General features: G+C 43.2%; 20 protein-coding genes and 1 tRNA gene. 7 read left to right on the top strand and 14 right to left on the bottom strand.

All coding sequences use genetic code 11. From position 1 onward, the window contains the following. Positions 1-79 precede the first annotated feature (79 nt). A tRNA-Thr gene (locus PQO05_RS00305) sits at positions 80-152 on the top strand. A 27-nt stretch (positions 153-179) separates the two neighbouring features. Here PQO05_RS00305 and PQO05_RS00310 read toward each other — a convergent pair. The 8 genes from PQO05_RS00310 to PQO05_RS00345 form a co-directional block, all read right to left on the bottom strand. Then, positions 180-749, bottom strand: a complete 570-nt coding sequence (locus PQO05_RS00310) for a 5-formyltetrahydrofolate cyclo-ligase (RefSeq protein WP_273630634.1) — start codon at positions 747-749, stop codon at positions 180-182. 185 nt (positions 750-934) lie between these two features. Next, on the bottom strand, positions 935-1498 hold the full coding sequence (gene efp / locus PQO05_RS00315; RefSeq protein ID WP_273630635.1) for an elongation factor P: 564 nt from the start codon (positions 1496-1498) through the stop codon (positions 935-937). 51 nt (positions 1499-1549) lie between these two features. Next, positions 1550-4393 carry a M16 family metallopeptidase gene (locus PQO05_RS00320; RefSeq protein ID WP_273630636.1) on the bottom strand — a complete coding sequence of 948 codons (2844 nt, stop codon included), beginning with the start codon at positions 4391-4393 and terminating at the stop codon, positions 1550-1552. 62 nt (positions 4394-4455) lie between these two features. Continuing rightward, the gene (locus PQO05_RS00325; protein WP_273633561.1) at positions 4456-5091 is read right to left on the bottom strand and encodes an ABC transporter ATP-binding protein; all 636 of its coding nucleotides are present in this window, start codon (positions 5089-5091) and stop codon (positions 4456-4458) included. A gap of 189 nt (positions 5092-5280) precedes the next feature. After that, positions 5281-6063, bottom strand: coding sequence for an acyl-ACP--UDP-N-acetylglucosamine O-acyltransferase (gene lpxA / locus PQO05_RS00330; RefSeq protein WP_273630637.1), 783 nt, complete (start codon positions 6061-6063; stop codon positions 5281-5283). Further along, positions 6060-7460 (bottom strand): bifunctional UDP-3-O-[3-hydroxymyristoyl] N-acetylglucosamine deacetylase/3-hydroxyacyl-ACP dehydratase, encoded by a 1401-nt coding sequence (locus tag PQO05_RS00335; protein ID WP_273630638.1) that lies wholly within the window; start codon positions 7458-7460, stop codon positions 6060-6062. The genes lpxA and PQO05_RS00335 overlap by 4 nt, the downstream gene beginning before the upstream one ends. 32 nt (positions 7461-7492) lie before the next feature. Continuing rightward, entirely contained in the window at positions 7493-8536 is a 1044-nt protein-coding gene (gene lpxD, locus PQO05_RS00340; RefSeq protein WP_273630639.1) for a UDP-3-O-(3-hydroxymyristoyl)glucosamine N-acyltransferase, read from the bottom strand. Between the two features lie 61 nt (positions 8537-8597). Beyond that, positions 8598-9824 carry an HD domain-containing protein gene (locus tag PQO05_RS00345; RefSeq protein WP_273630640.1) on the bottom strand — a complete coding sequence of 409 codons (1227 nt, stop codon included), beginning with the start codon at positions 9822-9824 and terminating at the stop codon, positions 8598-8600. A 140-nt stretch (positions 9825-9964) separates the two neighbouring features. Here PQO05_RS00345 and porX point away from each other — a divergent pair, with 140 nt between their 5' ends. The 5 genes from porX (at position 9965) to PQO05_RS00370 (ending at position 18351) form a co-directional block, all read left to right on the top strand. Further along, the gene (gene porX, locus PQO05_RS00350) at positions 9965-11518 is read left to right on the top strand and encodes a T9SS response regulator signal transducer PorX (RefSeq protein ID WP_273630641.1); all 1554 of its coding nucleotides are present in this window, start codon (positions 9965-9967) and stop codon (positions 11516-11518) included. A gap of 39 nt (positions 11519-11557) precedes the next feature. Then, entirely contained in the window at positions 11558-11989 is a 432-nt protein-coding gene (gene tsaE / locus PQO05_RS00355; RefSeq protein WP_273630642.1) for a tRNA (adenosine(37)-N6)-threonylcarbamoyltransferase complex ATPase subunit type 1 TsaE, read from the top strand. Between the two features lie 33 nt (positions 11990-12022). After that, entirely contained in the window at positions 12023-13252 is a 1230-nt protein-coding gene (locus PQO05_RS00360; protein ID WP_273630643.1) for an alanine dehydrogenase, read from the top strand. A gap of 27 nt (positions 13253-13279) precedes the next feature. Further along, positions 13280-17041, top strand: coding sequence for a transglutaminase domain-containing protein (locus tag PQO05_RS00365; RefSeq protein ID WP_273630644.1), 3762 nt, complete (start codon positions 13280-13282; stop codon positions 17039-17041). Positions 17042-17373: 332 nt separating this feature from the next. Next, positions 17374-18351 (top strand): YihY/virulence factor BrkB family protein, encoded by a 978-nt coding sequence (locus PQO05_RS00370; protein ID WP_273630645.1) that lies wholly within the window; start codon positions 17374-17376, stop codon positions 18349-18351. On the opposite strand, the gene PQO05_RS00375 is transcribed toward PQO05_RS00370, so the two are convergent. Beyond that, the gene (locus PQO05_RS00375; protein WP_273630646.1) at positions 18344-20152 is read right to left on the bottom strand and encodes an FAD-dependent oxidoreductase; all 1809 of its coding nucleotides are present in this window, start codon (positions 20150-20152) and stop codon (positions 18344-18346) included. The two genes, PQO05_RS00370 and PQO05_RS00375, sit on opposite strands and share 8 nt — an antisense overlap. 145 nt (positions 20153-20297) lie before the next feature. Here PQO05_RS00375 and PQO05_RS00380 point away from each other — a divergent pair, with 145 nt between their 5' ends. Beyond that, positions 20298-20816, top strand: a complete 519-nt coding sequence (locus PQO05_RS00380; protein ID WP_273630647.1) for a YfiT family bacillithiol transferase — start codon at positions 20298-20300, stop codon at positions 20814-20816. A 94-nt stretch (positions 20817-20910) separates the two neighbouring features. On the opposite strand, the gene PQO05_RS00385 is transcribed toward PQO05_RS00380, so the two are convergent. The 5 genes from PQO05_RS00385 to PQO05_RS00405 form a co-directional block, all read right to left on the bottom strand. Beyond that, entirely contained in the window at positions 20911-22356 is a 1446-nt protein-coding gene (locus PQO05_RS00385; protein WP_273630648.1) for a hypothetical protein, read from the bottom strand. An 11-nt stretch (positions 22357-22367) separates the two neighbouring features. Then, positions 22368-23168, bottom strand: a complete 801-nt coding sequence (locus PQO05_RS00390) for a hypothetical protein (protein WP_273630649.1) — start codon at positions 23166-23168, stop codon at positions 22368-22370. A gap of 28 nt (positions 23169-23196) precedes the next feature. Further along, the gene (locus PQO05_RS00395) at positions 23197-23715 is read right to left on the bottom strand and encodes a heavy-metal-associated domain-containing protein (protein WP_273630650.1); all 519 of its coding nucleotides are present in this window, start codon (positions 23713-23715) and stop codon (positions 23197-23199) included. Positions 23716-23800: 85 nt separating this feature from the next. Then, complete coding sequence (locus PQO05_RS00400) at positions 23801-24187, bottom strand: HYC_CC_PP family protein (RefSeq protein WP_273630651.1); 387 nt, start codon at positions 24185-24187, stop codon at positions 23801-23803. 845 nt (positions 24188-25032) lie between these two features. Continuing rightward, positions 25033-25710, bottom strand: coding sequence for a YiaD family glycine zipper/OmpA-like lipoprotein (locus PQO05_RS00405; RefSeq protein ID WP_273630652.1), 678 nt, complete (start codon positions 25708-25710; stop codon positions 25033-25035). Positions 25711-25768: the final 58 nt, after the last annotated feature.

Here is a 25768-nt window from a genome sequence, read left to right on the forward strand (position 1 = left end):
TACAAAAATTTATATTTTTGCGCTCCCGTTGGTTTGAACCGCTTCCAGGTGATGTCTGGCGGGATTTATAAAAATAGAAGCCTCCTTAGCTCAGCTGGTAGAGCAACTGACTTGTAATCAGTAGGTCATTGGTTCGATCCCGATAGGAGGCTCTTTTTTTTCTCCCCCTCAATCAAATCTTAAAATTTATAGAGATAATCTGGTGTAATGCAGGCATGCATTGGCATATCATACTCATCGAGGTCTTCTATTTTTCCAATAGCTTCAAAAAGCGATAAACCAACAAATTGTGTATCTGGTCGGCACTGCGCCATAAAGCGGTCGTAGAAGCCTTTTCCATAGCCTACCCTGTACCCACACTTATCAAAAGCTAATAAGGGGATCAGGATCAAATCTATCTGATCAACCGGGATCTGGTTGCCGCTTACCGGTTCGGGAATGTCATAGCCGTTATTTTTAATTACCAAACTTTCATCGTCCGCAAAACTTTGCATACTATGGTCGGTGAAATTGGTTTTAGGATACACGATCTTAATTTCAGGATGATTGACTTTCAGCCAGTCACGGATTAGCAGGGTGTTAGGTTCTTTCCGTTTTACAATAGGTAAGAAGAGGTGTATGCATCTCACCTCGCTCAAATCAAATTGACGGAACTGGCAAAATAGCTTTTGGCATAACACGCCATATTCAACTTCAGTAAGTTGATTGCGTTTTTGGACGAATAGTTTGCGGATTTCTTCCTTTTTCATGGCAAGCGTTTAACCGTCATTGCGAGGTACGAAGCAATCCCCGATAAGCAGAGCCGCCCTGTAAAGTTCGCGATTGCTTCGTACCTCGCAATGACGTGTATGGTGTTTGTGACGATGGAAAGGTAACAAAACAAAAAGAGGCTCTAAAAATTTAGAACCTCTTTTTATTTTGTTATAATCTAAAATTAACTTTTTACACGCTCTGAATAAGCACCGCTTGTAGTATCAATTTTAACCTTGTCGCCAATATTGATAAACAATGGTACGCGGATCTCAGCTCCTGTTTCAACAGTGGCCGATTTAAGCGCGTTGGTCGAAGTATCACCCTTAACTGCAGGTTCGGTATAAGTAACCTCTAATTCTACCGATGCAGGGACTTTTGCCATGATAGGCTCATCGCTTTCGAAAGCTACGATCACGTTCATCCCTTCTTTTAAAAACTTAACACCGTTGCCAAATAAAAATTTAGGCACATTGTGTTGTTCGTAAGTGGCATTGTCCATAATTACCAGGTCGTTACCATCTTCGTATAAGTATTGGTAATCGCTGGTTTCTACGCGGGCAATTTCAACCTCTTCATCTGTACGGAAACGGTATTCAACCAATTTGCCGCTTTTTACGTTACGCATACGCGCCTGGTAAAAGGCACGTAAGTTACCTGGTGTACGGTGTATAAACTCTTCTACCTGCACTAAATCCCCGTTAAAACGAAGGATGTTGCCATTTTTTATTTCTGATGCTTTTGACATAATCTATATTGGATCGCAAAATTATATACTTACCCGCAAACTATCAAGCAGTTATTGCGCAGTAATCGGGTCGCCATCGGTATTTAGTTCAACAATATCGTAACCTAATTTCTGCAAGCCGGGTAAAATAGCAGCCTTGTCGCCCACCAATAAAATGTTTAACTGGTTGGGTTTAATCCAGGTTGCAGCGGTAGCTTTTAACTGTTCCGCAGTAATATTGGAAATCAGCTTGTTTTGGGCATCAACATAGGTTGCGGGCAGGTTATAATCCAGTATGCGAGCCACAAAACGTGCTTTTTGCGCACCTGTTTCGTAACGCAAGGCATCACCCTGGCTAATGGCCTTTTTCATATTAGTGATCTCGGCAGCAGTTGGCCCATTCTGACTGTAATTGTTTAACTCCTTCATCAAAGATACCAAGGCACTATCTGTAGCATTGGCGCGAATGCCCGATGAGAAATAATAATCAGTCGAATATTTATCACCCACAATACGTGTACTGGCACCATAGGTCCAGCCTTTGGTTTCGCGCAGGTAGGTGTTAACACGGCTGGTAAAATCGGCACCCAATGGATAGTTCATCAGGTATAGTTTGTAGTAATCGCCGGTTGGGTCGTATTTTAAATTGGTGCCGTAACCAACTCGGAATTCGGTTTGAGCAGCCTTAGGTACATCAACCAAATAGATTTTGGTTTTAGTTACTGCAATGGCGGGGGCTGGCGCGACAAGCTTAATATCCTTTTTAGGCAACTTGTTTAAGAAGGCGAGCTGAGGCAGTAACTCGGCTTCGGTAATATCGCCCACTACAACCACTTTAGCACCATTGGCGGTAATATTATTGTTGTAATAGTTCTGGATATCCTGCAGACTGATGCTCTTAACCGTTTGTTCATTGCCGGCAGGTAAGATGCCGAGGATATTGGTTGAACCATAGTTTAGCTTGGCGAACACTGCTGTAGCAATATTGGCAGGTTGCGATTTTTGTAGCTTGAATGATTCCAGCGTTTGCTTTTTATCGCGGTTAAATGCAGCTTCGGTAAACAACGGATTAAACAAGCGTTCCTGCAATAAGGCCATCGTTTTGGCAAAGTTGCTTTTCAGCGATTGTACAGAAAATACCATACCATCAACATCGCTGCTTACGCGGATACTGGCACCCAGCTTTTGCAGTTCAATGGCAAATTTTTCGGCAGTATAATTCTTGGTATCCTCCTGCATCATGGTAGCAAAAAGGCTCGAGATGCCGGCTTTGCTTAAATCGTTTTCTTCTAATAAACGGCCGCCCGGTAAGGTTAAATTTAAGGTAACCAATGGTACTTCGGTATTTTGTACGCCGATAACTTTAGTGCCAGATGGCAGGTCTTTCTTCCAGAACTGCGGCGCTTTGGTAACCGGGTTAGGGCCGAATGAAGGCTGCTGGTTACGGTTGAAGTTATCAACAGCTTTGGTATATTTTAAGCCTTCGTAACCATAGTTTGGTTTGTTGTAATGGGTCGAATCTATTTTGTAGTTATCCGGCTTGGCAGCGGTTTGCTCCTGGCCTTTTGTTAATACGCTTAATACAACAGCGCCGTGGCCTTTAATGTATTGATGGAATACGCGCATCACATCTTCTTTGGTTACGGCGGCGTATTCTTTTAACAGATCGGCGGTTTTATTAGGGTTGCCGGTATAAGTTTGAAATTCGGCCAGTTGTGATACCTTGCCCGATACACTTTGCAGGTTGTTGATAAACCCGGCTGTAATACCGCCTTTAAATTTTTGCAGGTCTTCATCGGTAACGCCGCGTTTCTCCAGCGAATCGAGCGATGCATTATACAACTGCTCCATATCTGCCAGTGACTTACCCGGAAGTGGTACCATGCGGATCATAAACTCACCCGCCAGTTCTGACGACTGGCTTGATGCTGATGCCTGTAAGGCCAATTGCTTTTTAACCAGGTTTTGGTATAGGATAGAGTTTTTGCCCTGGCCCAGTATTTCGGCAAGGCAATCAAGCGCAGGTACATCTTTGGTATAATCGGGTACAGTTGGGTAATCGATCACCAACATTGGTACACGGGCGTAGTTATCGGTATATGATGCATATCGGTTAGCGGCTAAGCTTACTTGTGCCACTTTAACGGGCTGTACGGCCGGGCAACGCGGAATGGCGTCAAAGTATTTCTCAACCAGCTTTAGTGTTGTAGCGGGGTTAAAATCGCCTCCAATGGTTAGGGTTGCGTTGTTGGGGCCGTACCAGCGTAAAAAGAAGTTCTTTAAATCGTTTACATTACTGCGGTTTAAATCTTCGATATAGCCAATGGTTAGCCATGAGTATGGGTGGCCGTAAGGATACAGGTTTTTACTGGTGTATTCTGATGCCAGGCCATACGGGCGGTTGTCATAGTTTTGGCCGCGCTCGTTTTTAACGGTTGCGCGTTGCACTTCAAAACGCTCTTGCGTAACCTGACCTAATAAAAAGCCCATACGGTCGGCTTCGAGCCAGATGGCGTCTTCCAGTAAATTGTTAGGTACGGTTTCGTAGTAATTGGTACGGTCGCGGTTGGTTGAACCGTTATTGGTACCGCCATTACCGATGGTTATCTTATCGTGCGTGCCTTTAGGTGCATTGTCAGACCCCTCGAACATCATGTGCTCAAAGAAATGTGCAAAGCCTGATTTGCCGATTTCTTCACGTGCTGATCCTACGTGATAGGTTACATCAACGTGGACTAATGGGTCTGAATGGTCTTCGGCCAGTATCAGCGTTAAACCATTTGGCAATACATACTTTTCGTACGGTATTACAATTTCGTTGCCTTTTTTGGTTACTTTTTCAACCAGTTTAGCCTGGCCAAAAGCGGTGCCGGCAATAGCTAATGCCGATACAAAAGTGAGTACGTGTTTATTCATTTAATTAAGGGAGATAAAGTTTTCCTGACAAGATAAAAATATCCTATCAGACGAGCAAAAAGCTATTGTGTTACAGGTTGAGCCTTATAATCTGCAATATTGAGCTGATTTTGACAGAAATCGTACTCATGAAGTTGATTTGAGCAAACGATAGTGAGTCGACCAGCAGAGAATTGCTGAACCAGATCGCGGTACCATTCTATACCTTGCGTATCGAGGTTTGATGTAGGTTCATCCAGCATCAAAATCGGTGTATCGGAGCAGAATGCCAGAACCAGTTTAAGGCGTTGTTTCATGCCCGACGAAAAGTATTTGATGAGTTTATTGGCGTTGGTACTGAGGTTGAGCAGCGCAATAACATCCTGTTTGCTGATATTGGGTAACAGGGGTTTGAATTTGAAATGAAAGTCGATCATTTCATTCAACGAAAAATCCTCGATCAGTTCCAGGTAGGGTGCGGCCAGACTCAGGTGCTCATAGATAGCTTCTGTGGGGATTACCGCACCGTTAAGTGTGTAAGTTATTTTACCCTTTGATGGGCCTAAACTGCCATTAAGAATTTGCAGCAGGGTTGATTTTCCCGAACCATTAGAACCCAGTATTGCATAGCTATTACCCGATGTAAATGTGTAGCTAATGTTTTTGAAGATCCAGTCGCGGTTAAAGCGGCGGCCGGTGTCTTCGAGGGTTATTTGTATTTGGTTCATTAGTTCATTAGTTCATCGGTTCATTAGTTCATTGGTACTTGTATTCTGAATCGAATTACCAGCCTAAGACAGTGAACTAATTTTTGAAGGAAGTTGTATATCGTTCATTAGTTCGTGGTGCTTAGTCGTGAAAATACAACCTAATCAACCAATGAACTAATGAACCAATAAACTTAATATTTAACTATTTCCAAAACCCTTCATGATACCGCGCTGAGAGCTGGTGATGAAGTTAAGGATCTCGTCGCGCTCTTCAGTTGGCCTGAAATCGGCTTCGATAATTTCCATGGCTTTACTCACGTTGTTATTTTTTACAAACAGTGTGCGGTAAATATCCTGTATCTCGTTAATCTTGTCTTCGCTAAAACCACGACGGCGTAACCCTACCGAGTTGATACCTGCGTATGAAAGTGGCTCGCGTGCAGCTTTTACATAGGGAGGCACATCTTTACGTACCAACGAACCGCCGGTTACAAAAGCATGCGAGCCCACTTTGCAAAACTGGTGTATTGCCACCATGCCTGCCAGTACTACATAGTCGCCTATGGTGATATGGCCGGCAAGGGTTGTATTGTTTGAGAAGATACAGTTGTCACCAATCTGGCAATCGTGTGCTACGTGGCAATAAGCCATTAATAAACAGTTGCTACCAATTTCGGTGCGCCAGTGATCTTTAGTACCCCGGTTAATGGTTACGCATTCGCGGATGGTAGTGTTATCGCCGATGATCACCAGAGTGTTCTCGCCTTTAAACTTTAAATCCTGCGGGATGCCTGAAATTACAGCTCCCGGGAAAATGCGGCAGTTTTTACCGATGCGTGCGCCTTCCATAATGGTGGCGTTTGAACCGATCCAGGTACCTTCGCCAATTTCCACATCTTTGTGAATGGTAACAAAAGGCTCGATCACCACATTGTCAGCTATTTTAGCTTGTGGATGTATGTATGCTAATGGCTGAATCATGATTCTTTATATTTAACGATCTGAGCCATTAATTCGGCTTCTACTACAACTTTCTCTCCTACCATACCGATACCTTTCATTTGTGCAATACCACGGCGGATAGGGGCCACAAGATCGCATCTGAAAATGAGTGTATCGCCAGGCAATACTTTGTCTTTAAAACGGGCATTCTCAATTTTAAGGAAAAGCGTTAACCAGTTTTCAGGATCGGGTACGGTATTTAATACCAGGATACCGCCTGTTTGTGCCATCGCTTCTATCTGTAACACACCCGGCATAACCGGTGCACCAGGGAAGTGGCCAACAAAGAAAGGCTCGTTCATGGTAACAGCTTTTAAACCTACTACGTGGGTTTTAGTAAGCTCCAATATTTTGTCGACCAGCAGCATAGGCGGGCGATGCGGCAAAATATTCATGATCTGTACGGTATCGTAAACCGGTTTCATGTGCGGGTTATAAACCTTTACATGTTTACGGCTGCGTTCTTTTTTAATTAAAGCTTTGATCTTTTTAGCGAAAGCAACGTTTGCTGCGTGGCCCGGGCGAGCTGCCATAATATGGCCGCGAAGCGGAACACCAACCAGGGCTAAATCACCAATCATGTCTAACAACTTGTGGCGCGCAGGCTCATTTTGGTGGCGCAGTTCAATGTTGTTCAAGATACCCTGAGGGGCAACGTCAATATCTTCGCGGTTAAATAATTTAGCCAGTTTAGCCAGTTCTTCTTTGTCGATGGTTTTATCAACAACAACGATGGCATTGTTAATATCTCCGCCTTTGATCAGATCGTGGGCCAGAAGCATTTCCAGCTCGTGTAAGAAACAGAAAGTTCGGCATGATGCAATCTCTTTCTTAAACTCAGACATGGTAGAGATACTTGCATGCTGGCTACCCAATACCGGTGAGTTATAATCAACCATACAGGTAAAGCGGTAATCATCAAGCGGCATGGCAACCATGTCAACCTTACGATCAGGCTCAGAATAGTGGATATTGTATGGAATGTGGTAATATTCGCGATCTGCCTCCTGCTCTTCGTAGCCGGCTTCGGTAATGGTATCAACAAAAGGCATCGAGCTGCCATCCATGATAGGGGTTTCAGGGCCATTAAGATCAATCAGCACGTTATCCAATTCACAGCCTACAAGGGCAGCCAATACGTGTTCAACAGTACTAACGCTTGCGCCGTTTTGTGTGATAGTAGTACCGCGTGAGGTATCGGTTACGTTATCAACATCGGCATCTATGATCGGAGCGCCTTCCAGGTCAACCCGTCTGAATTTGAATCCATGATTTTCGGGAGCCGGATGAAAGGTCATTGTTACATTTTCACCAGTATGTAAACCTGTGCCTGATACGGAAACCGCTGTCTTAATGGTTCTTTGTTTTACGTTCATAATTTGTATGGGAGACTGCGTCAAAATTTGAGTCATATGCTGATATTGCGTAGTTCAGCAATTATTTTTTCGAGTTCGTTAATTTTCTTTTCTAATTCGGGCAATCGGTTAACCACCACCTGCGAGCGCATGTTACTTGCGTAAGATACGGCCGGTGAACCTGCCCATTTTTTACCTTCGTCGGTAATGCTTCGGCCAATGCCGGATTGTGCCTGTATTTGTGTGCCCTTAGCAATGCTGATGTGACCTACAATACCTGCCTGGCCACCAATAATTACGTTTTCGCCAATTTTGGTACTGCCAGATATGCCGGTTTGTGAAGCTACTACGGTATTGGCACCAATTTCAACATTATGGGCAATTTGGATCAGGTTATCCAGTTTAACACCGCTGCTGATAATGGTTGAACCCATTGTTGCACGGTCGATCGTAGTGTTGGAGCCGATCTCTACATTATCATGTATCACCACATTGCCAATCTGGGCAACCTTGGTGTAAGTGCCATCAGCTGTGGGCGCAAAGCCAAAACCGTCGCTGCCAATAATAGCGCCCGAATGAATTATTACATTATTGCCGATCACGCAATCAAAATATACTTTAACTGCAGCAAATAACGTAGTATCGGTGCCAATAGTTACATTATCGGCTAAATAAGTATTGGGATAAATTTTGCTGTTGTTGCCAATTTTTACATTGGGACCGATATAACTGAATGCGCCTATGTATACGTTTTCGCCAAGTTGTGCACTTGGGTGTATAAAACTTGGCTGCTCTATGCCATGCTTATCAAGCTTAAGCGTGTTGTATTTTTCGAGCAGTACAGAAAAGGCACTGTATGCATTCTCTACCCGTATTAAAGTAGCAGATACAGGCTCAGTTAAAACGAGGTCATTGTTAACAATAACCACAGAGGCCTGCGTGGTATATAAGAATTGCTCATACCTCGGGTTGGCCAAAAATGAGAGCGAGCCGGCTGTGGCCTCCTCAATTTTAGCTAACTGATTTACCTGTGCTTCGGGGCTACCCTCTACGGTGCCGTTTAGCAGTAAACCTATTTCAAGTGCAGTGAATTGCATCGGGCAAATTTAAATGTTAATATCGAAGCAACAAATTATTATAATATAGGCTAAATACGTTTTATATCAGGTCTTTGGTATAACATAATATATATTTTTCAACCGGTTTGGCCAAAGCTTCGAGGTTTAAATTGTCGCTTGCTTTGGTAATATCGCGCGTTTCGCCGTTATTCATCAGTATTAAAATATTGCCTTCATCAAGCTTATAGGCATAATTGCTGATGGTTTCTGTAAATACAAAATAAGAAGCGTCGGCTTCGCTGATGCCATATTTTTTAACAGCACTGGCAGTTAACTTTTTTATAAAAGCATCATCTGCCGGGTGGTTGGTAATATCAACATGATACAGGTGCCTGTGTATAAAATTAGTGCAAAGCATTGCTAATACTTTATCGCTATGGTTCATCCAGACTTTTACGGCCGCCATAATATCAGTATCATCCAAACAGGTAAACGTTTTAATATGGCGCTCATCTTGCATAAACATTTCCTTACTGATACTATTTACCAGGAAATGGTTTAATGCAGGTGTAGAAAAAAGTTGTGCGCCCTGTAATGCAAGCTCCCTGGCACGTTTTAGTATTTTACCTAGCAAATGCTCGCCCGATACTACGGTTTTGTGGAGATATACCTGCCAGTACATTAACCGCCGCGCAATCAAGAATTTCTCGATCGAGTAAATCCCCTTTTTCTCTACCACAATATAATCATCGGCAACGTTCAGCATTTTAATGATCCTGTCAGAGCTGATCACGCCTTCTGATACACCGGTAAAAAAGCTGTCGCGGTTCAGATAGTCCATCCTGTCCATATCCAACTGGCTCGATACCAGCTGATGAAGAAACTGCTTTGGATAGGTGTTATTAAATATTTCGATAGCCATGGTGAGGCGGCCTCCAAAAGTTTTATTCAGCCGGTCCATCAGCAGTTCAGAAATATCCTCGTGCGTTATGCCTTGTACTATGCTTTTCTCTAAAGCGTGCGAGAATGGGCCGTGGCCAATATCGTGCAGTAAAATGGCAATGGTAACGGCTTCCTGCTCTTCGGGAGTGATGATGTGGCCTTTGTTGCAGAGGGTTTCAACCGCCATGCTCATGAGGTGCATTGCGCCCAGGGCATGGTGAAAACGGGTATGCAGTGCGCCCGGATAAACCAGGTGCGTCATTCCCAATTGTTTAATGTATCTTAACCGTTGAAAATAAGGATGCTCAATCAGGTCGAATACTAATTCGGTGGGTATGGATATAAACCCGTAAACCGGATCGTTGATAATTTTCTTTTTATTCAAGGTAACGTACTTACGAATGTGCAAAAGTGTTAATTAATTGTAAACCTTGCCAAGAGTATCTGTTAAATATTGTTAATTACTTATAATTACAGCAACAAATGAGGTGCCGAAAGGTTATAAGGGGATAAATAAAGAACAAGATGCAGGAAACTACTATTTTATGGGCAGACGACGAAATTGATCTGCTTAAACCACATATACTGTTATTAAGCGAAAAAGGTTACAAAGTAACTACCGTAACCAACGGCCGCGATGCGGTTGACGCGTTTAAGAACAGCTATTTTGACCTGGTTTTCCTGGATGAAAATATGCCCGGCTTAACCGGCCTCGAAACATTATCGGAAATTAAAGCCCTTAATAACGACATACCGGTAGTATTAATTACTAAAAACGAAGAAGAACCGATGATGGAAGATGCCATCGGCTCAAAGATAGATGATTACCTGATTAAACCGGTAAACCCTAAGCAGGTATTATTAACCATCAAAAAGCTTACAGAGAACAAAAGGCTGGTGACCGAGAAAACCACCATGGCCTATCAGCAGGATTTTAGGCAATTGGGTATGACTCTGAATGACAACCTGAGCTACCAGGAATGGGTTGATGTTTACAAAAAGTTAATTTACTGGGAGCTTGAACTGGAGAAACTGCAAGATTCTGGCATGCATGAAATTTTGACCTTGCAAAAAGCCGAAGCCAATGTGCAGTTCTCTAAATTCATTGAGAAAAATTACCTCGACTGGATTAAAAACCAGGACAAAGCGCCTACCCTTTCGCACCAGTTATTCAAGAAAAAAGTTTTCCCTAAGCTGGATGGCGGCCAACCGGTATTTTTTATTCTGATTGATAATTTACGTTACGATCAGTTTAAGATCATTAACCCCATCATCAGCGAATATTTCAGGCTGGAGGAAGAAGATACTTATTACAGTATTTTGCCAACCGCTACACAATATGCCCGTAACGCCATATTTGCCGGTTTAATGCCGCTTGATATGGAAAAACGCTACCCTAACATGTGGCAAAATGATGAGGACGAAGGTGGCAAAAACCTATACGAGGCCGATTTTCTGACAGATCATGTAAAACGTGCTGTACGTAAAGAAACCAAAACATCATACCATAAAATTCTAAACATAGACGAAGGCAGATCACTTAATGATTCGGTTAACAACCTGATGAATAACGACCTAAACGTGGTTGTTTACAACTTTGTGGATATGCTGTCGCACGCCCGTACCGATATGCAGATGATTCGCGAATTGGCAAGTGATGATGCGGCTTACCGCTCATTAACCTTGTCGTGGTTTGAGCATTCACCTTTGTTTGATTTGTTGAAGTTTTTATCAACCAAACAGGTGAAAGTGATCATTACTACCGATCATGGAACCATCCGTGTTAAAAACCCAAGCAAAATTGTTGGCGACCGCAACACCAATACCAACCTGCGTTACAAACAAGGCAAAAACCTGAATTTTAATGCGAAGGACGTTTTCCACATTCGCAACCCGCACGATGCTATGCTTCCTAAACTGCACGTAAGTTCGAGCTTTGTGTTTGCCAAAAGCGACAGTTACTTTGTTTATCCTAATAACTATAACCAGTTTGTGAACTTCTATAATGAGTCTTTCCAGCACGGCGGGATCTCTCTGGAAGAAATGATCATCCCGGTGGTTACTTATGGAAGTAAGTAATAAATCAAGTGCGTATCTTGGCCGTTTGATTTTTAGATCATGAATTCAGATCAGCTTACGCTAAATATAAATTCTTTATCAGAGCTTAATGGCGCAGCCATTAAGCTCTTGGATTTTGCAGCCAATCAACGCATCTTCTTATTCTATGGTGATATGGGTGCGGGTAAAACTACGTTCATTAAATCGCTGTGCGAGGCTTTGGGGGTTAGCGAATCAGTAACCAGCCCAACGTTTTCTATTGTGAATGAATATCGCGGAGGCGATGCTACTGTTTACCACTTCGACTTTTATCGCCTGAAAAGCCAGAGCGAGGCTTTTGATATGGGGTACGAAGAATACTTTTATTCTAACGCCTACTGCTTTATTGAGTGGCCAGAGAAAATTGCCGATCTGCTGCCCGATCATTACCTTAAAGTCAGTATTAGGGCGATAAGCCCTACATCCCGCGAAATTATTGCCGAACAGATTTAATTTTACTATCTTCAACGTCCAGAGGATTATAGCATGAGTTCAGGGTTATATAGTGGGTTTTCTGATGTTGCCAAACAGGCAATGATGCAACCCCAGGAGTCGATGCTTGAAGTAAAAAGCAAGAAAAACAAACTTTACATAGGTATACCTAAAGAGGTTTCTTTCCAGGAAAACCGGATTGCCTTAACACCATTATCTGTAGCGCTGTTGGTAAACAACGGGCACGATATTATAATGGAAAGCAATGCCGGCCAAGCCGCCAATTTTTCGGATAAGGACTACAGCGAGCAGGGAGCCCAGATTGTATACGACAGTAAACAGGTTTATGACGCTGCCGACATCATCATTAAAATAGCTCCCCCCACGTTAAAAGAAGTTGAGCTGATGAAACCCGGCCAGATCCTCATCTCTACCCTGCAACTTTCTACCCTCAAAGCCGATTGCCTGCAGGCGATGATCAATAAAAAGATCACGGCGCTATCTTTCGAGCATTTGCAGGACGAAGGCGGTTCGCTAACCGTTATCCGTGCTATGAGCGAAATTGTAGGAGCAACCTCAATCCTTATCGCGGCCGAATATCTGAGCAACGTTTTTGATGGCAAAGGCCTGATGCTGGGTGGCATTACCGGCGTACCCCCTACCGAAATTGTTATTCTGGGGGCTGGTACTGTTGGCGAATATGCTGCACGTACTGCCATTTCATTGGGTGCCGAAGTAAAAGTTTTCGACCCATCAATTTATAAGCTTCGCCGTTTACAGAATAATATTGGCACCAGGGTATTCACTTCTGTAGTACAACCCATTGTGCTCGAAAAAGCGATTACCACCTGCGATGTTGCCATTGGTGCCATGCGTGCCGAAGATGGCCGCAGTCCCTGCATTATATCAGAAAGTATCGTGAGTCGTATGAAACCCAATTCGGTGGTTATTGACGTGAGTATAGATCAGGGGGGTAATTTCGAAACATCGGAAGTTACCAACCATACCAACCCTACGTTCCGCAAGTACGATGTGATCCATTATTGCGTGCCTAATATTGCATCGCGTGTGGCGCGTACGGCAACCTATGCGCTTACCAATATATTCGCACCGATACTGTTGGATATTGGCGAGCATGGGGGCTTAAAAAACGTGATCTGGCAAAAATCGGGCGTGCGCAATGCCGTATATATTTACCAGGGGCATTTAACCAATAAGCATATTGGCGAGCGGTTTAATATCCCGAGTAAAGATCTTGATTTGCTGATCGTATCGCACAGATAGAAAAATCCCTATATTACCTAATACATCATGATTAAACCTAATCCCCTAAAGTCACTGTTGTGCTTGATGCTTGTGCTTGCGTGCAACAATTTGTTTGCCCAAACAGATCTTCAAAAAGCATGGCAGGCTTTTTATGCCAACAAACGTACTGAGTCAAGAGCTTTATTTACCGAGGCCGCCAAACAAAATCAATCTGCCGGCGAAGCCCTGTTAGGTTTGAGCCTTTTAGCGCAGCTGGATAAACCGGCTTCTGAATCATTCGACTATTTCGCGAAGTTTTGCGCACAAAGCAAAAACCCGCAACCCTATATTTATGCCTTGTGGACTACTGCCTCTGTAAATGAAGGGTCAGGCAAAAAAACACCTCAGCAGCTGGCCTTCTTCAAAGATTTAGCGGCCAATCGCCAGTATGATGGCATGCTACCAGCAATGGCCAGCCAAATGATAGGCAAGCATTACGAAAGCAGCAAGCAATATGATAAGGCAGATGCCGAATATAAAAACACAGGATCTGTTGATAGCTGGCAGATAACCGGCGAGTTTGAAAATATTTCGACCAGCGGTTTCGATAAAAAATATGATGATGTACTGGCCCATCCCGAAGCAGGTGCAATTTTTACCTCGAAACAAGGCACCAAAATTGGCTGGCGCGAAGTAAAAGCCCCGCGTCATGATCATTGGGTTGATTTTGAGTATTTCAGCAACTCGCACAACTCTATCGTATTTGCACAGAGCTTTGTTAAAGCCGATGAAGATCAAACCGTGCAATTACGTACCGGCGTTTCGGGTTCGGTAAAAGTATGGGTTAATGATGCACAGGTTTTATCAGAGGCCGATGAGCGTAATAACGATCTGGATACCTATATCCAAAATGTAAAACTGAATAAAGGCTATAACCGCATACTGATACAGTTGGGTGAGAGCTATTGCGATAACCTGAATTTTATGGTGAGGCTGACCGACGATAAAGGCTACGTACTACACAACCTTACTTACACTGCCCAGGCACAACCATACACTAAAGCTGCTGCTTATAATTTAGCGGCAGTTCAGCCGGTAGGCATTACCTATTTTGCCGATAAGGTTAAGCAAAACCCGGATGATGATCTATCAAAAATTTTACTGGCCGAAGCGTATCTGCGTAACGACCGCACTTTCGAATCGCGACGTTTGGTTGACGAGCTGAAAAAGAAATACCCCGACAATACATTCCTGAATGTAATGCTGATCCAGATTTTTAGTCGCGAGGATAACCGCACCGGTACCGAAACCATTAAAGAAGCCATTAAAAACGCTGACCCACACTCGCTGCAGGCATTGATCTATAAATACAGTGAATTATATAACCAGAAAGAGTTTGATAAAGCGGCTGATGTTGTAAAAGAGATCGAAGCAAATTATCCTGGCCAGGAAGAATATATTTATTCTACTAAAATTGGTCTTGCCGGTTCGAACAAGAACCAGGATGAACTGGTGCGCCTGGGTGAAGAAGCCTATCTGAAATTCCCTGACAACCGTGAGTTAGTACAGTTAAAATATGCCATTGTAAAAGAATTGCATAAAGACGTACCCGGATCATTAGCCGTACTTAAAAAGTATGTGGATAATAACGACGACTACACTATGGTTAAGATATTATCTGAAGCTTATTTTGCAGCAGGTAATGCAGATCTTGGTTACAAAGTGTTGAATGATGAAATAGCCAATAAGCCTTATGCAACTGGTATCTACTCTTACATTGGTAACCAGTATTATAACCAGCAGAATTACGCCAAATCCGAAGAAGCTTATCTGAAAACAATTGCTATTGCGCCAACCATTAGCTCTTACTACGCTTCATTGGGTAAGATCAATGAGATGAGCAATAACAAGGATAAGTCGGTTAGTTATTATCAGAAAGATCTGGAGCTGAATCCGAATGATTACGAGTCGATCAAATCACTCCGTAAACTACAGAATAAAAAAGATGTGTTCGCTTACTTTACCGACCCCGATGTTGATGCCATTGTAAAAGCCGCGCCAAAGGCTGGTGATTATCCGGATGATAACTCGGTAATCTTGAATGAAGAGGTGCAAAAAGTAGTTTATGAGCAAGGCGGATCTGAAGCCCGTAAGTTTTTAACCGTTAAGATACTAACCCAAAAGGGCATAGAAAGCTGGAAAGAATACAATATTGATACAGATAGCTGGCAGGACCTGGTTGTAGAAGCAGCCGAAGTTATTAAAGCTAACGGCACCAAAGTACCTGCCGAGCGTAACGAAAGCCAGCTTGTATTTACCAACCTCGAAGTGGGCGACGTGGTTAACATGCGCTACAAAGTACAGAACTATGAAAAAGGCCGCCTGGCCGGATACTTCTGGGATTCGTTTTACTTTACACACGGCAAGCCTTATGTGACCACCAAATACTCTTTGCTGATTGCCAGGAACCAGAAGTTTAATTCTACATTTTCGCAGCAAGCCATCAATCCGGTAAAAACCTCGGTTGATGATTTTGATATGTACGTATGGCAAAACAATAAACAAGCCAGTCTGCAATACGAAGATAAAATGCCGCCGATGGATGACGTGGCCAATGTGCTGTACCTGACATCGATTCCTGACTGGAAATTTATTTCGGACTGGTATAATGATATGGCAACGGCCAAAGCCCGCACCAACTACGAAGTGAAACAGGTAATTGGCGATCTGTTTACCGGCAAACCAAACCTAAGCCAGATGCAAAAGGTAGAAAAGATCTATAATTACATTACCGGTAATATCAGCTATAGTTCGGTATCGTTCCGCCAAAGTGGGTTGATCCCGCAGAACCCGGCAGCTGTTATCAATACCCGTATTGGCGACTGTAAGGATGTAGCTACCTTGTTTGTAGCTATGTGTAAAGAGGCCGGCATTAAAGCGCAACTGGTACTGGTTAAAACCCGCGATAATGGTTTATTAAGTATGCCGTTGCCATCAATCGACTTTAACCATTGCATGGCTAAAGTGAATTTGGATAAACAGGATTACTACATCGAATTAACTTCGCAATACCTGCCGTTTCGTTGTTTGTATGGCAGTGCGCTAAACTCAACCTTGCTGGATATTAATGACGAAAGCGTGCCGACTGATGCCATTAGCTACCTGCACCCAACTACCCGTAAAGAGAATAATGTAAAGCGTAATACCAACATTCTATTCAGCGAAAAGAATATGGTGATTACCGAAAAAACTTTCGAAACCGGTTCAATGGCCGGCGGCCTGCGCGAATCGTACGGTGAACTTTCGCAAAAAGACAGGATCAAGCGTTTAAAAGAAGCGATCTCGAGCACCTACCCGGATGTGGAAATTACCAAACTGGATTATAAAAACATCGATCGTTTAAACCCGACTGATACCGTTTATGTAAATCTCAGCTATCAACTGGGTAATGTAACCAAATCAATCGGTGGCATGTCGATCTTTAACCTGCCGTGGTCGAGCAAAATATCAGCAAACGATCTACAGGTATCTTTACCACGTACATCGGGTATCGATTTATCGCAAATGTTTTATACCGATAACGATGTGGAGAGCATTACCATTAACTTACCTGCTGGTAAAAAGATGGTAGAATCAATGCTGCCGGTTACCTTAAGTAACGACATTATTGAATACAGTATAGTACCGAAGCAAATTGGCAACAAACTGATACTAACCCGCAGCTTTAAACTCAAGAAAGACTTTGTGCCTGCCGATAAGGTACCACAGTTTAATACCTTCTTTAAAAAGATGGTAGAGGCTGATAATAAAGAATTAGCAATGCGGTAAAAGAAAGGGCATTCTATAAGAATGCCCTTTCTTTTACTAAACATTTTGTCATTTCGAACGAACAGCAGGGCATTGAGAATTGGGGTGAGGAGAAATCTTCTGTGCCATATTTCGAACAGCATGCCGTATAAGATTTCTCACCCTTCCCTCTACGCTTCCCATCCCTTCAAGGGTTCGAAATGACAAACTCTTTATTAAAAATGTGGAGGTAGCACCAAACCCTTTTTCCCTCAGGCATTAAAATTGCTTATCAAAACCATTATAGCATAAAATTGCTTTATTAATGTAGTGCTTATCGCAGGCCTGCCCCTAACCTGCACTTGTAAAAATTTATGAAGTATTTGAATAAAGAATATTTAAGCCGTTGGTGGTGCGTTTTAAAAGCCACCTTTATGGGTTTTATAAATGATAATGGCCTAAAGCTGAGTGCCTCACTGGCATATTATACCGTGTTTTCGATAGCACCATTGTTGATATTGGTGATCTCGCTGGCCGGATTATTTCTTGGACACGATGCTATTACTAATAGCATTTATCCCGAAATAAAAGGTTATGTAGGATCGCAGGCTGCAGTCCAGATTCAGGATATGTTGAAAAACCTGGAGCTATCGGGCAAAACAGGGGTAGCTGTGGTGTTTGGTGTAATAACTTTAATGGTGGGTGCCAGCAGTATTTTTATCGAAATCCAGGATTCGCTTAACATCATCTGGCGGGTTAAAGCCAAGCCTAAAAAGGGTTGGTTAAAGCTGGTTCAAAACAGGTTTTTGTCGTTTTCTCTGATTGTGAGCCTGGGTTTTTTACTGTTGGTATCAATGATATTAAACTTGCTCATTTTAGCCCTGAGTGCCAAATTGGTACATTTTTTACCGGGAATAACCGTTTGGGTAATTAATGGTATTAACATAGCCATTGCTTTTATTGTGATTTCGGTACTGTTCGGCATAATTTTTAAAGTACTGCCAGATGTTAAAATTAAGTGGAAAGATGTACGTTCGGGCGCATTTTTTACAGCGGTGCTGTTTATGCTTGGTAAATATGCTATTGGTTTATATATCGAGCTTTCGGCCAAAACATCAGTTTATGGGGCAGCGGGGTCTATCATTATTATTTTACTGTGGATCTATTACACCGCAGCCATTCTCTACATCGGTGCCGAGTTTACCCAGGTATATGCCGAAGCCAACGGCAGCCATATTGAACCTGCCGACTATGCCGTACATGTAAAACAAACCGAGGTGGAACAAAACGTTAAGGTGCTACCACCACAAAACCCGGAATTGGAAGGTAAATTAAAGCAACCGGCTAATTAACCAAATGCCCGCTCAGATCAACCCGGCGGGCAAAGGGATTTAAGTATTTGTTAGATAGTACAGCAAATTCGCGGCGGGTAACAGGTCGGTTCAAATCAAAATCATCTTTGAATTTGTAGCGGCTTTTCCATTCCTTTTGTAGTTCTATCTGTAATGGCTTGGGTTCGCTCAGGGTGATCTCGCTGATAAATGCCAGCAGGTTACCAACGGTAATAAATTCGCCCGGTTTTATTTTATTAAACCAGAGAAAGCCGCGGGTATAAATCTCATTCAGCATGGGCTTTACTTCGGCCGTGTGAACCAGCGAATCAGCATTAAACAAAATTTTCAAAGCATTACCGCTTGATGGTTCTGTACGTGTTTGTAATAAACCGGTAGCACATACCTGCTGTATCGCCCTAAAATCGGGATCAGTTAAAGGAATATCGCTTATCGGTAACAAGAATCCTTTAAAGTCAAGAATCTCGCCCTGAATTGCCCTTACACTTAAATGCTGAGTTGTAGTTTTAAAGAAGGCGCAAAAGGCAGCAACGGTACCGGCCCCCTGTCCAAGCGTCATTTGCACTGCCGGGTTACAGGTACTTGCACCAACCAGATGTGTAACAGAAATCGCGTTTTCGGTCACAATTAAATTCTCCATATCCTTAACTACCAACGCGCCAAGAGGAATAGTATATGCGGGGAATGGAGGATAAGCTACAGCGCCATCCGCATTTTGCTCGGGCATCGCATCGGCTACACCTATCGAAGTTCGGTATAGTTTAGATACCCGGTTGTAAGGCGTGTAAATATCATCGGCTATCATCCTCACCTCGCCTTTTATGTGTCGGTATTCGCGGATGTATGGTTGGTATGGCAAATGATCCGGTGTATCAAATTCATCATCCAAACTCAAATTTTTATAACCCAATTCGGTTTGCAGGTAATAAACTAACCCTAAAGCTTGCAGGCGTAATGTTTTAAAATATTCTTCACGTTTGGCGGGTGATAGTTGTTCGGCCGTTACCGGGTAGCTGTTTGCGCACCAGTTAATGAAGTATTTATCGTTAGGCAATTTACCATCGGATAAAAGTTTGTTAACATCCTTTCCTTTAAGGCAGGCATATAGGTTTGGGTTATAGTTTTCGGGCTTAGTGATCGTTTTATCGGCCTTGCCGTAATCTTTTAAAACTACAGCCCAGGTTAAATTACGTAAAGTGGTCAATGCTGTTTCTGGAGCTAGTTTCTCCCCGGTATCTTGCCGGGTTTCTGCTCCGCTTACTAATGTTGCGCCTGCTTTCGCTGCTACATCGGCAAATTCGGTAGCATCTATTAATACTTTGGTTTTAATGGTTGTGGTGTTGCCGTCCTGTGCTATCACAACATCCCAGCCGGTATCGTCTTTTTTAACGGTAGTGTAGCTGGTGTTAAGTTTTACAGTGAGGTTTTTAACTGTGTCTGTTATTTTTTTGAGGATGGCTGCGCCTGTGTATGGCTCGAATTTTAGCGTGGCATTGTAGGTGGTATCGTAACCGGATGTCTTCTTATAAAACTCCGTTACCTTTTTGCGGAACTCGCCATAAATGCCAGATGGGATATTTTTATTGGCATCGAGGATGCAGATGCCGCCCGAAGTCATGCTGCCGCCCAGCCAGGGGCCGGGTTCAACCAATAGGGTTTTAATTTTGCTGCGTGCGCATTGTATAGCCGCTGCGGTACCGCTGGCACTGCCGCCTATTACCAGCACATCTGTTTTTATGGTTTCGGCAAAGGCCGTATTAATGCAATAAAGGAATAGGAAAAACAGGATTTTTTTTATCATTTCTGTTTACAATAGCACGTACAAAACGTTATTTTGGCGCAATACTTTATCGGAACGAATTTTAGCTGACACAAGTATATTACAAATTATTCTGAAACCGGTTTTTAACGGTTAAAACAAGCCCAAACATTTAAAAAAGAACAAAATGACCGACGATAGCCTGAGATACCCCATTTGTAAGTTTACGCCACCGGCAACTTACACCAAAGAAGAAATTGCCCAATGGATCGCTGATATTAAAGCCCTGCCTATGCAATTGCGCAATGCTGTAATTGGGTTAACCAACGATCAGTTAAATACACCTTATCGCCCGGGCGGCTGGACCATTAAGCAAGTGGTGCACCATGTTGCCGATAGCCACATGAACTCGATTATCCGTTTTAAATGGGGCATGACAGAGGAAAACCCAACCATTAAAACTTACCACGAAGACCGCTGGGCAATATTGGGCGATTATGAATTGCCGGTTGAATCATCATTAAAATTACTGGAGGGTTTACACCAACGTATGGTAGCCTTGTTCGAATCATTTACTGATGCCGATTGGGACCGCACCTTTTTTCATCCCGAAGCAGGAATTGAAATAACTTTGAAGCGTAACCTCGCCATGTACTCCTGGCATAGCCGCCATCATTTGGCCCATATACAGAATACTAAGTTTTAGGTTTTCGTTAGACGTGGTACGTTAGACGTGAAACTTCAAAAAGAAAAGGCGCAGTTCATTTGAACTGCGCCTTTTCTTTTTGTGATTAGTATGATTACATGTTCATGTCCATCATGTTGTGGTCGTGCTTCATCCCCATCTTCATGAGGGAAGGGCTGATACGCAAATAAACCTCCAACCCTATTGGCGCAGTACCGTATAGTGATTGAAGTGCCGTTGGCGATATGTTTACCGTGCCCTGTAATCCCAAGCGGAAATCGGTGTTTTTAATCCAGTTACCCAATTGCCGGTTATAACCCAGCGTAAATGCATTGATGTTATAGTTGGGATTATAACCTGTGGTGTGATTTTCCAGATCCAGTTCATCAGCATCCTTTTGCATAAATTCATACTTGCCGTAGAAAGCGTTTTTATGTAATTGCAAGTTGCTTTCCAATAAAGCAGATGGCAGTGTTTTGTCGTTGTCGCTGTAATGGTTTTGCCCGTAAATCAATGAGGTAGCAATGTAGCTATCAGCATTCAGCATTTTGGTATGGATGGCCGATGCGGTAAAGCGTTTCACATTTTGCTCCGGTTCAATTTCTTCGGGACTGTGGATCCAGCCGTTTGAAACCTGTAGTGCCCATTCTTTTGACGGATTATAAGATAACCTGATCGAATAAGAATCAAACTTCATGGCATCAAAACCATAACGAAACTCGTCCGGTTCGCGGCCTTTAAAAGTTGATCCTTCTATCTTAAAGTCACTTACACGAAAACCCAGTGTAGCTACACCAAAAGTAATATGCGTAGCATCGGCATAATGATGGCTCAAGGGCGCGTCGGGGTTATTAGCTGCCGAGAGCCGGTGCATAAACACAGGTGGGCCTAATGCCGGTTCGCCAGGGTAACCGAAGGAGGCGTAAACGTCAGTTTTTTTAGAGAGCTGCTGGGTATAAGCCACGCTTAGTTCTGAGAATAGATCGTGCGGGTGCTGCTTATCAACAAGCTTATTGCCTTTGTACGATTCGCCGGTTTGGTAAAGCAGTGGGTAGCCGCCATTGCCCACCAGGAATGCATCGAGCGAAAACATAGTATTAATAGAGAATAAACCGTGCTCGCCAACCTTGCGCTGGGTCATCCCCATCAGGTAGTTCGGTGCGTCGAAATGATAAGCGCCTCGTTGGCCACTTTTAAACAGATCCTGGTTATTGTAGCGAAGAAAGATATTACCATGAATCATAGTCATCCATTTTTTACCGTGGATCATGTAGGCATTCATCGGCGTTTCGTCGGGCACCCAGGAGGAGCCTGAGCCATCGCGGTTCATCGGAATTGTGCGCGAAAACTGGCTGGTCATGCCGGGCATGTCATCCATTTTCATATCGCCCATATCCATGCTGTCTGTATGTATAGTGGTGTCTTTCATTGGGTGACTCATGCCCTGCATCTGATGATGCAGGGGCATTGCTTTGGTAGATGCAGAGTCAATTTTATGTTGATGCTGGGCCGATGCGTTTAGGGCCAACAGCATAGCTAAGCTTATTAATAATACTTTCATGTTGATGGCTATTAAAAGATATTGAATATGTTATACTCGATCCGCACGAGATACATGTTTTTGCTGTTTCGTGTCATATCGTTCCACAAGGGCGTACGGTACGAAAAATCCAACCTAAGCTGGCTGTTAAAAATGAGCTGTACGGCCGGTGCGGCATCCACATAACCCTGCCCATAACCGGGGTTGGCTTTACCCAGTAATTCGAAATACAAGTTGAGGTTGGTTTGCTTGTAGTTGGTATAATTTTTCGGGAACAACAAATACCCGGCAGATAACGACCAGGCCGCCGCATTGCGCGCATATCCATCCGGAATCTGATCTCTGCTATTATTAAACCCACGGATATAACTTGCCGAGCCTGATAAGGCCAGTTTGTGCAATAGCTGCGTAAATACCACGCCGCCCTGAACCCCGCTGTTATCACCTTCCAGAGAAATCTCCTGGTTAATGATCGGGTTATTAATGGCCGATACTTTCGCGAAAAATGCTCCGCGAAAATGGCGTTGTACACTATCGACTGAAAGAAAGCGGTACTTAGCATAAACGCTTCCGCCTTCGAAATGGCTGTTGTTGGTGTTAAAGTTAGATTCGTATAATGAACCGTGTACCATCAGGTTTTTGCTTGCGCCGTACATCAGTTCCAGCGTGCTGCGGTTACGAAAATCGGGTTTAAAGTAACCCTGGTTTTCTACCCGGATGCCCAATGAATTTGTAGCCATGTTGCTGGCAGGCTCTGTATTTACATACAGCTCTTGCGCAGAGGCGGTTGCTGCCGATATCCATATCAGCAGCAACACCAATAAGTGTTTCATAAAAATCAGTAAAGGCTGAAATTGAAACTTAAATGGTTACATGGTATACGCGGCTGCCATTCATTATCCCTGTTTTATAACAAGGAACATCGGCCATAGCTGCGTATTTTTTATAGGTAGATGCAGGTACGAAGTTTTTATCCAACACGGTAACGGCAACCGGGCCATCGAGCGTTTTATCGCCCACGTTGAGGAAGTCGTATAAGGTGCCATTATAATTAAAGTGATAATTGTTACTCACTTTAACATTGCTGAAGTTGAAGGTGGCTTTTAAGCTGTTAACAGAAAAACCTGCGCTTTGCACTTTTTGGCTAATTTGATCGAGATTAACTATCGCATCTTTTTTAAACGTGATGATAAAAAGATTGCGGTTAAGGTCGGTTTTAATGTCGCCGATAAAATCGAGTTTGCGGAGTGATTTTTCGGTAGCGTTTGAGCACATAGAGCAGGTAAGGCCGCTTACCTGTAATTCTGCTTTGGTAAATTGTGCTTTTGCTATGCTGATGGTGGTAACCAATAAGGCTACAAATATTTTAAGGAATTTCATGATCTGTAATTTTTGAATAAATAATTAAATGCGTTGATTGGCTAATGCAACTGCATATCCAATTTGTTGGGCAATAATTAATTATTCAGATCCTGAAATTGCGATTGGAGAGATAAGTGGGTGGCTGACTACCTAAGTCGGGCGGGCCGCGGTTAAAGGCAATGGTAGCCGAAGTTTGAACGGGTTGCTCTGCAAAGCTTGGATAAGTGATTCGCGGTAAAACAAAAACAGCAGTTTTAGCCAGGAATGATAAAGAAGAACTTTGGTGCCCGTCTTTAACCTTTACTTCAACCTTTTTGTCTTTGCAGCATTTCATGGTTTTAACCACGCGGAGTGTACTGCATTTTTTTACCGGCGCATCAAATTGTACCGACGAAACCTGGTTTAAGCAATAATGAAAGTTTATGGCAAAGCCCAGCACCGTTACTGTATACAGTAAGGCCAGAGATAATGCTATCGACTTTTTTATCATTGATACAAAGTTAGGTAATGGATGTGGGAATAGCAAAGGGTGAATTTTGATTATCAAACCTTAGCGTCATTGGAGGCAAAGTCTATTCCGGACTTACTTTGGGAAAGCAGTCGTGAATTTTACAGTTTCGTAAATCATGAGGTAAATCAGTTTTCCATTAGGAAGGGTGGTGAAGTATATGAATCGTCAGTGGATGTACTTTTTCTTTTCTCTCAAAAGAAAAAGTACCAAAAAGAAAAGTCGCAGCCGGGCCCTGTTGCTATGAAGTGCAGTGGTTGGGCAGGAACAGTGGTTGCCGCAACATTGCCAATGCTGCCCCAGAAAAGGTTAGGTTATGATAGTAACTGATTCGGCAATAAAGTTCATTTTATTTTTTGTCTGAATTCTTGGTTCTTGATTTCTCCCCCGTCGGCAAACAGCTTCGGCCAAAAGCGGGCAGAACAATGCTGGCCTGTGTGTCGGAAAGAGGCATTGGAGATTTTGCAGAAGGGCAGGGTTGTGCGAACGTTAGCGGGGCAAAAGATCCCGGCCTGTGTTGTTCTGAACGCTGTGTGGCATGGCCTTGTGCGAAAAGAAGCCTTTTGCCGATGAGCCTTTTGATTACTTTTTGGCTAAAAAGTAATAGCCTACCCGCGGCGATTGAGCGGGACTGACATTGATAAGAGCAGAAACTTGTAATCTGTTTAGTGACGTTAATCTAAGCATTACTCTCTATGAATAGGGGATTGCCTTCCCGAGGTAAATTCAGTACAGGCTATACCTCGCAATTGACGGTCGGAGGGGAAATTGACACAAAAAAAGCCCGCTCAATGAGAACGGGCTTTTTCAATGATATGATTTTTAAATTACTGAGCTTGTTTAGCTTCAGCTTTCATTTGGTCGTTAGCTACAATAACTACCTCTACACGGCGGTTTAACGCACGGCCGTCGGCAGTTTTGTTATCGCCAACAGGTTCTGTTGGGCCTTTGCCTTGCGTGCTTAAACGGGCGCCATCAACACCACCGGCAACAATTTGAGATTTTACAGATTCGGCACGGCGAACAGACAGATCCATATTGTGGGCAACTGTACCTGTGCTATCAGTATGGCCAATGATCAGGATATTAGTTTCCGGGTTTTTAACCAGCGATGCTGCCAGGTTTTGCAAGTTGGTTTTGGCTACAGGCTTCAATTCTGTTTTATCAACATCAAACAAAATCCCTGAATCAAATTTTACCACAATACCCTCACCCTCGCGCTCAACTGTAGCACCCGGAACGTTTTGTTTAATTTCTGCAGCCTGGCGATCCATTTTGCGGCCAATAAATGCACCTGCTGTACCACCTACTGCACCACCAATAATAGCACCCAGCGCAGTATGCCCGGTAGCATGGCCAATAATAGCCCCAATGGTACCACCACCAGCTGCACCAACGGCGGCTCCTTTTTGAGTTTTAGTAAACGAGTCGCAACCCGCATTTATCATGCAAGCGGCTGCAATAAGCAGGGCTAAAAATGTGCTTCTAAAATTTAATGTTTTCATTTGTTTTGAATAAAGTATAAAGTTGAGATCCCCTTGTGTAATGTTTTCATTACAATTC

Origin of the sequence: Mucilaginibacter jinjuensis, from assembly GCF_028596025.1 — a bacterium.
In the GTDB taxonomy this organism is placed as follows: Bacteria; Bacteroidota; Bacteroidia; order Sphingobacteriales; family Sphingobacteriaceae; genus Mucilaginibacter; species Mucilaginibacter jinjuensis.